General features: G+C 65.2%; 5 protein-coding genes, 1 tRNA gene and 1 CRISPR repeat array. Of the genes, 2 read left to right on the top strand and 4 right to left on the bottom strand.

The genetic code is table 11. The features are described from left to right. Positions 1 to 361: 361 nt before the first annotated feature. Together JIG36_RS40635 and JIG36_RS40630 are read right to left on the bottom strand one after the other, a co-directional pair. Positions 362 to 934 carry a hypothetical protein gene (locus JIG36_RS40635; RefSeq protein WP_203381848.1) on the bottom strand — a complete coding sequence of 191 codons (573 nt, stop codon included), beginning with the start codon at positions 932 to 934 and terminating at the stop codon, positions 362 to 364. Positions 935 to 1346: 412 nt separating this feature from the next. Further along, positions 1347 to 3836 carry a phage/plasmid primase, P4 family gene (locus JIG36_RS40630; protein ID WP_236049212.1) on the bottom strand — a complete coding sequence of 830 codons (2490 nt, stop codon included), beginning with the start codon at positions 3834 to 3836 and terminating at the stop codon, positions 1347 to 1349. Between the two features lie 401 nt (positions 3837 to 4237). Between JIG36_RS40630 and JIG36_RS54440 the strand changes: the two genes are divergently transcribed. Continuing rightward, on the top strand, positions 4238 to 4465 hold the full coding sequence (locus tag JIG36_RS54440; RefSeq protein WP_203381844.1) for a helix-turn-helix domain-containing protein: 228 nt from the start codon (positions 4238 to 4240) through the stop codon (positions 4463 to 4465). Positions 4466 to 5279: 814 nt separating this feature from the next. After that, positions 5280 to 6773: a CRISPR direct-repeat array (repeat unit 28 nt; unit sequence GGATCATCCCCGCGTGCGCGGGGAGCAG). 703 nt (positions 6774 to 7476) lie between these two features. Here the strand turns inward: JIG36_RS54440 and JIG36_RS40620 are convergent. Beyond that, positions 7477 to 7549: transfer RNA gene (locus tag JIG36_RS40620), tRNA-Asn, on the bottom strand. Positions 7550 to 7737: 188 nt separating this feature from the next. On the opposite strand from JIG36_RS40620, the gene JIG36_RS40615 reads away from it, so the two are divergent. Further along, positions 7738 to 8034 carry a hypothetical protein gene (locus JIG36_RS40615; protein WP_203381842.1) on the top strand — a complete coding sequence of 99 codons (297 nt, stop codon included), beginning with the start codon at positions 7738 to 7740 and terminating at the stop codon, positions 8032 to 8034. A gap of 58 nt (positions 8035 to 8092) precedes the next feature. Here the strand turns inward: JIG36_RS40615 and JIG36_RS40610 are convergent, their stop codons facing one another. Next, entirely contained in the window at positions 8093 to 9097 is a 1005-nt protein-coding gene (locus JIG36_RS40610) for a sugar phosphate isomerase/epimerase family protein (protein ID WP_203381840.1), read from the bottom strand. Positions 9098 to 9228: the final 131 nt, after the last annotated feature.

Here is a 9228-nt window from a genome sequence, read left to right as displayed (position 1 = left end):
ACCTTGAGAGTGCCTTCCGTGACGGACGATTCTGATCCTAGACAAGTCAGATCATCCCAGATCAGAAGGCACTTTCGCGTTCCCGGACGCCGCCAGCAGCAGCCCTTACTGAACGCCCGAGGCTAGGGCTTCCGCACCTATCAGTCGGCCGCACTTGGTGGATGCTCGGGCCGCCCATCTCACCTGAGCGGCACCCACCAGCCCGTGCGTGAACTCGACAATCACTTCGTCGTGCTCGTCATCGGTGATCGTTTCCGCAGTGAATCGACGAGCGTGCGATAGGTCAGCTGGGTCGACAGGTTACCGCGTTTGCTGGCGCGGGACTCCACGTTCGATCGCTCCAAGCGGGCGGCACCTCGTATTATGACCTCGTCTCGTCGGGGCGCCGGACTGCAGCCTTGGCCGTGGGCATGAGTGGACGCCAGTCCACGCCACTACCTCGCCAGTAGCGGTCGCAGTCGGCTACGATCTCGGACTCGAGCTCATCAAGATGGGCATAGAAAGTCTGCTCAGCCTGGCTGAGGCCCGCGCCCTTCATTTGCCCCCTCAAGTCATTGAGCCTCTTCTGTATTTGCCGCAGCGTGATGTCGGCGGCCGCACTGAACCCACGCGCGAAATGCGCGTCACCGTGGTCGCTCATCGTCTCTTGAACTGAGTCACGAAAGGTGTCCATGATGAACTGGCCCGCTTGCGCGATCCGCCCTGCACGCGCCTCCGTACACACGAACCCAATCCGGGTAAGCACGCGTTGCGCCTCCATGGTTGTAAATGAAGTGCGCTCCCACCCAGTGACATGCCCGAGGATCTGCTTGGGCGGGAACATCTGCCCATTGACCTTGACCATGTGCTTCTGAATCAGCTCCGGATCCTCACCCATCATGCGGGTCTCCACCTCCTGCTTCGTGAGGTCGAAATCCCGCCCCCCTACCTTCATCCGCACTCCTAAAGTTACAGTAACTTACTATAAGTTACTGTAACTCGCCGCTTTCCCGATGGTCAAGCAAGTGAGTGAGGTCGGCTTCTAGGAGGTGGCCGCCGACCGGCTGCATGCCGGTCGTCAAGCACCGGACTGCCAAGCTCTCGCGCCTCTCGGCAGATCCACGTGCGCGCACCTCGGCCAAGTCATCCCGTCCGCACGGAGAGCGTGAGGGTCCGGCGCTACGGCGAGGGTCCACAAGTCGTGCCGACTCTCCCGACATGGGTTTCAAACTCAGACCAAAGCCGCTGATCGATACGGGTGACAGGTGACGAATGCGGTGCCCGTCTCTGGTTCGGTTGCTTCGTGCGCGCACGACGTACCTGCGCATGCGCGTATGGTCTGCAAACGGGAAGTCCCGTCACATCCGTCACCCGTCACCCTGCGCATGAGCGCGATCGACAAGGACGACCGGCTCTTCGTCGACACCCCTGAGCACCACGCCGGTGTAGAAGCGGCGCCCCTTGCTGCCGCGCGCTTCACCTATACCGAACCGTCGAAGATCCTGGGTTAGACGCTTCGCAGAGACGGGCCGCTCGCCTGCCTGGTCACACCATTGCTCGTACGTGTCGCGTAGCACGGTCGTTCCGACCCGCGCAGTGTCGATCCCGACAACTCGGCAAGCGTCTTCGACAAATCGGCCGACCGTGTCGGCGTCGCGTGCGTACGCCTCCGTCGCGGACGCCACCGAGGCAGGCTCGCGAAGGCCTGACCGCTGATACGCGGCAGCGCCGGCCACGATCCAAGCCAGCACCGCAGGTGCGTCGGTCGCGAGCTGTTCACCCAAGCGACGGTCCTGCCGGTTGTCCGGGACCACGCGCGTGAACGGGAGAACCCTGATCCGACGCCAGAATGCCGGTCCACCAGCCCGTGCGGCGGGAAGGTGGTTTCCAAGTAGCCACAGCGTGTGGCTGGGTAGATAGGTGAAGGGGTTGCCGCGCATGAAGCGAGCGTTGATCGAGTCACGTCCCGTGAGTTGCTTGACTCTGGCTTCCGCGAACCTCTGGCCCTCGTCCAATTCGGCGCACACGACCAGCCGGGCGCCGGCGAGTTGCGCCAATTCTGCGGGGTGTTCGGCATGCTGGCGCACCATGAGCATCTCTGAGGGGGCGGCAATCGCGTATCCTCCGTCGTCGCGACCAAGAGCGTGCATCGCAGCCTCAAGGAGGGTGCTCTTGCCGTTTGCGCCCGGGCCGACAGCGAATGGCAGCAGCTGCTCGAGCACTACGCCGATCGCCGAGACACCAAGCAGCCGTTGGACGTAGCCGGACAGGTCCTGGTCTTCGCCAAAGGTGTCGGCCAGAAACCGTTCGAAGACGTCGGATCGGCGGTCGAAGTCCGGTGTCGCTGCAGTGCACCGCGTGTGCAACAGCATCGGATCCGAGGGGCTAATGGTGCCCGTCCGTAGATCGATGACCCCACGTGGGGTGTTCAGTTGATACGGCTGGGAATCCAGGGCTGACACCGGCACGATCACAGCCGGGTCGGAACGCGCCAGACGCACCACGCCCGAGACACCCCCGGCCGAGAGCGCTGAAGCTCTGAACCGTCGCCATCGTCCAGTCTGCGGCAGGTCACGGGCAAGAGCCCGAACGAGTTCACGATGACGTTCAGCTTCGTCCCACGCCCAGCGGCAGCCATCCCAAACCAACCACTTGGATCGCTGCGGGCAATAGCGCAACTCGTGGCCATGGTGAGCAACCAACGCTCGTGCCAGTCCGTCTTCGGTCGGTCCCCACGCCGCTACGGTCGGGAGATCCTCAGACAGGACTTCTGCGTGCTCTGGTCGCTTGTCGCCAGTAGGTTCCGGTTCCGCGGAATCTCCGATGAGCCCCGTGGTCAGATCCTCGACGCCGGCCACGACCTGGGCGCTTCTGGCCGACTGGTCACCGAATCCCGCGATACGCAGGGCTCGCGCCGCGTGGACGTGATCGCCATCGTGGTGCAACAACGCGTAGGCATGGAACTTCGTAACTGGCGTGTCCGGCGGAAACACCGTGCTCGTCGTGAACACGAACAATCGATCCCGATCCGCCGCCCTACCTGTCGTTGCGGACACGCCCACACTCTTTCCCGGGCGCCGCCAGTACCGAGTCTGGCCTGTTTGGTGCACCAGCACCCATCCGGCGGGCTGAAGTATGTCTGTCCAGTCCGCTCGGCTCTCGAAGTCATTCCCTGGAGTGACTTCCGGCGTCAAGATGGATCGCGGCGGCGTTAGCTGGCGTGCCGTCGGCATCTCGTCCAGAGAACGGACAACGGCAAAGATCGCCGCACGATCAGCCGACGTGATCGTGGGTATTCGCGTCGGGACCGAACCAGATATCGCCAGCCAGGGCCGGCCACTCTCATGTACGGCTCCATGCGACGGCGCCACAATCGTGTAGCCGCCCTCACCCCTGGTCTCGGCCAGAACTTTGATCTTGTCGTGGGGTTCGGCAACCAGTTCATCCTCTGTAGCCGGACGGCGAGCGAGTTTGAGATTTCTACCCACCGGCACGTCACTCAGCCTGTAGATCAGATGTATGCCGCCGGACGGCGTGCGTTCCGAGTAGCCGTCAACGGCGATCCGGCGCCATAGATCCTCAAGGCCAGCGGACGCCAGCAGACCTACCAGACGTCTCGCAAAGCCCTCCGGCAAAGCTCGGCCTTCGAGCTCAAGCATCTCCAGACCACCGGAAACGGCGCCAGACACGACGGCCAGGCCGGGCGGATCACCTCTGAACCAGCGCTCGACCTGGTCACGGCTCGCTCTTTCTCGTTGATAGGTACGCCATGAAACGAGGGGCGCTTTACTGCCGTCGGCACGAATTGGTATGACGCCACATCCGGCGTCATGCCACGCCAAGGCGGCCGCTCGCATTTCGATTTGCGGATTCAACCGTTCCCCACGATAAGTCAGCTGAGGTAGGGACAGTCGGTCAGCACCGCTAATCAATGCCCGCTGCCGGATCGATCCCGAGGCGTTGAAATGACACCGACCAGCGAGTAGCACCGATTCCCACTGAACGACAACGACCTTCGCGCTGAAGGCTAGCTCGTACTAGTGGTCTTTGACGGTCTCTGCTGGTCTTTGATGCAATTAACGTTCGGCCTCCTATAAGGCTCGGTGCTCGGCACTTACGCAGAGAGGAACACAGTGGACCACGTTGGACCGGCAGAGACCACTTACCGACAGCTGCTATTCTTGTCATGGTTGGCGCGGCGCCCCGTTGCAGGAGTCCTTGAAAACCGCACCCACCCTCCTAGGATTGTGACCCAGACATGCAGCCAAACAAGGCCGAGGATGAGTTGCTGACGGTCGAAGAGGTCGCAACGATGCTGAAGGTACCAGTCGGAACTGTCCGAACTTGGCGTAGCAACCGCGAGGGCCCGCCTGGCTTCCGAGTAGGAAAATATGTTCGTTACCGCCGCTCAGTAGTCGAAGAATTCATTGCGCAACGCGAGAGAATGCAAATTCTCTCCGACGGAGCCCCGCAGCACCGATATTAAAGGGGAACCGCAAGATGCCGACGGGAATAGCCGACGCACGAGACCTTCGCTCTTACGCTCCCTAGGGCTCCGAATTGGACGACGGGCACCGTCTATCCTGGCGAACGAAAGTATTGCCAGTCCAAAGCGGTACGGCCGTCAGTAGGGCCCTCGGTGCAAGGTCGTACGGAGTCTGCCGAGGTGCCTGCGAAGGCTCGCTGCCGAGAGATCGCCGCATGCGCGGTGAGCAGGCGTCCAGCTCCGTCGTGGTCGGGCCTTCTGGGGTTCATCCCGCATACGCGCGGGAAGCAGGCGTCTGTCACCGACAGCATCACCGACGCCGTTGCCGAACGGGTTGTACGGACATACCCGCGTGCACGGGTAGCGTTTGAGCGGGCCGGTGTTGACCGAGGCGTACGGGGGATCATCCCTGCATGCGCGGGGAGCAGGGCCAGCAGACGCCGTTCCTGCGGATCATCCCCGCGTGCACGGGGAACAGACAATCGCCGGGCAGCAGGTGGTTTCCCAGCAGGGATCATCCCTGCGAGCACGAGGAGCAGGCCACCGGGGCCGGCTACTAACGGCGCCCGCCCGGGATCATCCCCGCGTGGGCAGGGAGCAGCATCCCTCGCGGAACCCCGCGGCCTTGGTGACCGGATCATCCCCGCGTGCGCGGGGAGCAAGAATCCATCTAGGCCCGCCTCTCGAACGGCGAGGGATCATCCCCGGCGTGTGCGGGGAGCAGCCGCGGACGGCGAGGGCGGTGATGCGCCAGGCGAGATCCCCGCTTGCGCGGGCATCAGGGGCAGGGCGACCGTCAGTGTCCGGTCAGTCAGGGATCTTCCCCGCGTGCGCGGGGAGCAGTCCGGGATGTTCTGCGTCGCCGTCTGGATCACCGGATCATCCCCGCGTGCGCGGGGAGCAGCACCGCTCACGGGCCGGGAGGGTCTGCTGTCCGGGACCATCCCCGCGTGCGCGGGGAGCAGTGTCCGACCCAGAGCGAGTCCGGTGGATACGGAGGGTCATCCCCGCGTGCGCGGGGAGCAGACGCCCGGGCCGATGACGCTCGAGGCGGTGAGCGGATCATCCCCGCGTGCGCGGGGCGCAAGAGGATCAGGCGGTCCCGGATGTCCCGCCCGAGGGATCATCCCCGCGTGCGCGGGGAGCAGGTGCCCGACGTGCAGATGATGACCCCGGCCAGCGGATCATTCCCGCGTGCGCGGGGAGCAGCCCCACGTGGTGTCGTGCTCCATGTATTCCCATGGATCATCCCCGCGTGCGCGGGGAGCAGGGAATGGCCGACTGGGTGAGGTTGACCGTGAAGGGATCATCCCCGCGTGCGCGGGGAGCAGCGCCGTCCACCTCTGCGGTGGGCAGGCTGGGCCGGATCATCCCCGCGTGCGCGGGGAGCAGGCCTCCGTGACCGCCTTCTGCGCATCCGCCAACGGATCATCCCCGCGTGCGCGGGGAGCAGGTCACGATGAGCACGTTGAAGAAGATCAGGCTGGGATCATCCCCGCGTGCGCGGGGAGCAGACCGCGGCGTCCTTGTCCGGGGTTCCCGTGTTGGGATCATCCCCGCGTGCACGGGGAGCAGGTCCGCACCCGCCTGCTTCATCGTCACCGCGAGGGATCATCCCCGCGTGCGCGGGGAGCAGCCGTCGAACGGCACCTTCGGGTTGGTGTTGTCGGGATCATCCCCGCGTGCGCGGGGGGCAGACCTGCGGTGATCAGGGAGACGATCCGTTCGGCGGATCATCCCCGCGTGCGCGGGGAGCAGACCACCCTCGCCGTCGGCCTGGCCCTGGGCTACGGATCATCCCCGCGTGCGCGGGGAGCAGGGTTTTTCCCGCGTGTCCTGCCTGACGACGCTCCGGATCATCCCCGCGTGCGCGGGGAGCAGCCGCCCGCCACGGGTGGCGGTGACTGGGACGAGGGATCATCCCCGCGTGCGCGGGGAGCAGGGTGACCGCGTCGCCCAGGTAGGACTCGGCCATGGATCATCCCCGCGTGCGCGGGGAGCAGTCCGAAGGCTTCTCCCAGCGATCCGTGACCGCCGGATCATCCCCGCGTGCGCGGGGAGCAGCGCATGGTCACCTCCGACATAGCGGAGACGAAGGGATCATCCCCGCGTGCGCGGGGAGCAGAGGGTCGGAAGCGCCAGCAGACGGGCATAGGCGGGATCATCCCCGCGTGCGCGGGGAGCAGGACTTTGCCGCCGGTGGCAACCACAAGCCCTCCGGATCATCCCCGCGTGCGCGGGGAGCAGCCGCCCGAACCGACCGCCGCGTCCATGTAGTCGGGATCATCCCCGCGTGCGCGGGGAGCAGACTAATTTACCTGCAGGAATAGAGATCAAGATCCCCGATTTTGTTCACTCTTCCATCCCGAGGCGTCCTGCTTCAGTGCCTCATTTTAGCGCCGAAACGACACACGCTGCGAGCCGCGGGCACGGGCGGCGAAATCGGTCCCTGACTAGTTTGTCGATATAGGATGAAGAGATATTCACAGGGCCTTCTCATCCTTCGGGCGACGGCTCAGAAACGCCGGATGCTGCTGGTCGAGGGTCTCGGCCGACCTTCCGAGACCTACTGACTACCACGGGTGTGCGAGGGGGAGTCTCGTCGACGGACAGCCGGCCCGAACATCGCCCTAGTGGCGGAGCTGCCGATGCACCAGCCAATCCTCAGTTGCCAGCTTGGGGACCCGCCATGATCCTCGCGTAGAGCGCTTCGCGGTCGGGCCGAATTCTGGTTTCCCTATCGCCCCCGCGAGCTTGGTGGACGAAGAGAGACCTCCACATGACAAGCCTGCCGACGGTCACCGACGTTGAGACCGCATCCACCCAGCGCCCGCATGCCCAGGTTCGAGTGAGCCGTGAGAGACGCAGATCACACGACGTTACGAAAGTGGCATCGCCGCAGCTCAACGAGCACTTATGAACGAGGCTGCGCAACATGCATAAAATGGGGGTTAAGCGGGGCCAGCGACCCTCTCTTACCCCGCCATGGACCAGGAATGCCTGGTCAGAGGCTCCCCCGATTGGACTCGAACCAATAACCTGCCGGTTAACAGCCGGCTGCTCTGCCAATTGAGCTACAGGGGATCGTGCTGCACCGCTTGGCTTTCTCGGTGCCGGAGAACAGAGTACATGACAGTGCGGCCGGGGCGCGAAGGGGTTCCCCGGCTCGCCACGGTGGGGTGGAAACGCCACGGCATGAGTACGAAACCGGCAGCATGGGTATGCACGGTCCAGCGACGCACGCGCGTCATCGAACGGAAGGAGCCGCCATCATGCGCGGAAAGCTGATGTTCATCACCGGTCTCGCGGCGGGCTTCGTCCTGGGCAGCCGTGCCGGCCGGGAGAAGTACGAGGAGATCCGGGCCAACGCCAAGAAGGTGTGGGAGCACCCGTCGGTCCAGGAGGCCGCCGGTGTCGCCCAGGCCCAGGCCAACAAGCTCTACAGCGAGAGCAAGGACAAGCTCCAGTCGTCCAAGCTCGGCGAGAAGCTGCACGTCACGGCCGACGACTCGCCGACCGAGCCGCTCGCGTCGTCGAGCAGCAAGCCGGCGACCGGGACGACGTACTGATAGTCCCTGCATCAAAGGCTCTGGGGCCGCCCTCAATGTCGAGGGCGGCCCCAGCCTTTTACGACGACGAGGAGAAGGCCGCGTCGAAGGCGGCGGTGGGTGCGTCGAACGCCAGGCGGCGGACGAACTGCAGGGCCTCGGGCGCGCCGACCAGGCGGTCCATGCCGGCGTCCTCCCACTCGATCGAGAGCGGGCCGTCGTAGCCGATCGCGTTGAGCGCGCGGAAGCAGTCTTCCCACGGCACGTCGCCGTGGCCGGTCGAGACGAAGTCCCAGCCGCGGCGCAGGTCGGCCCACGGCAGGTGCGAGCTGAGCCGGCCGCGGCGGCCGTCGCCCGTACGGACCTTCGCGTCCTTGCAGTCGACGTGGTAGATCCGGTCCTTGAACTCCAGGATGAAGTTGACCGGGTCGAGGTCCTGCCACACGAAGTGCGACGGATCCCAGTTGAGCCCGAACGCCGGCCGGTTGCCGATGGCCTCCAGCGTGCGGCGGGTGGTCCAGTAGTCGTACGCGATCTCGCTGGGGTGCACCTCGTGGGCGAAGCGCACGCCGACCTCGTCGAACACGTCGAGGATGGGGTTCCAGCGGTCGGCGAAGTCCTGGTAGCCGCGCTCGATCATCGCCTCGGGTGTGGGCGGGAACATCGCGACGGTGTGCCAGATCGACGATCCGGTGAAGCCGATGACGGTCTTGACGCCGAGCTTGGCGGCGGCCCGCGCGGTGTCCTTCATGCGTTCCGCGGCCCGCTGCCGCACGCCCTCGGGCTCGCCGTCGCCCCAGATGTCGGCGGGCAGGATGTCTTTGTGCCGCTCGTCGATGAGGTCGCACACGGCCTGCCCGACCAGGTGGTTGCTGATCGCGTAGACCTTGAGGTTGTACTTGGCGAGCTGCTCGCGCTTGCGGTCGACGTAATCCGGCTCGGTGAGCGCCCGGTCGACCTCGAAGTGATCACCCCAGCAGGCGATCTCGAGCCCGTCGTAGCCCCACTCGGAGGTGAGCCGGCAGACCTCTTCGAAGGGCAGGTCGGCCCACTGGCCGGTGAAGAGCGTGATGGGTCGCGCCATGATTTCTCCCTCGGAACTGAACAGCATGGGCGGGCGGCGAGGGAAGGGCCGCCCAGTGGCACGACCGCGGAGAGGACCGGTTGGGGGTTGCGCCTCCCACGACCCGGCCCGCCACGGCGGTGCCACGACCC

Source organism: Paractinoplanes ovalisporus, from assembly GCF_016834655.1.
GTDB lineage: Bacteria > Actinomycetota > Actinomycetes > Mycobacteriales > Micromonosporaceae > Actinoplanes > Actinoplanes ovalisporus.
Note: the sequence above shows the minus strand (reverse complement) of the source record. Positions and strands in the feature narration are given on the sequence as shown.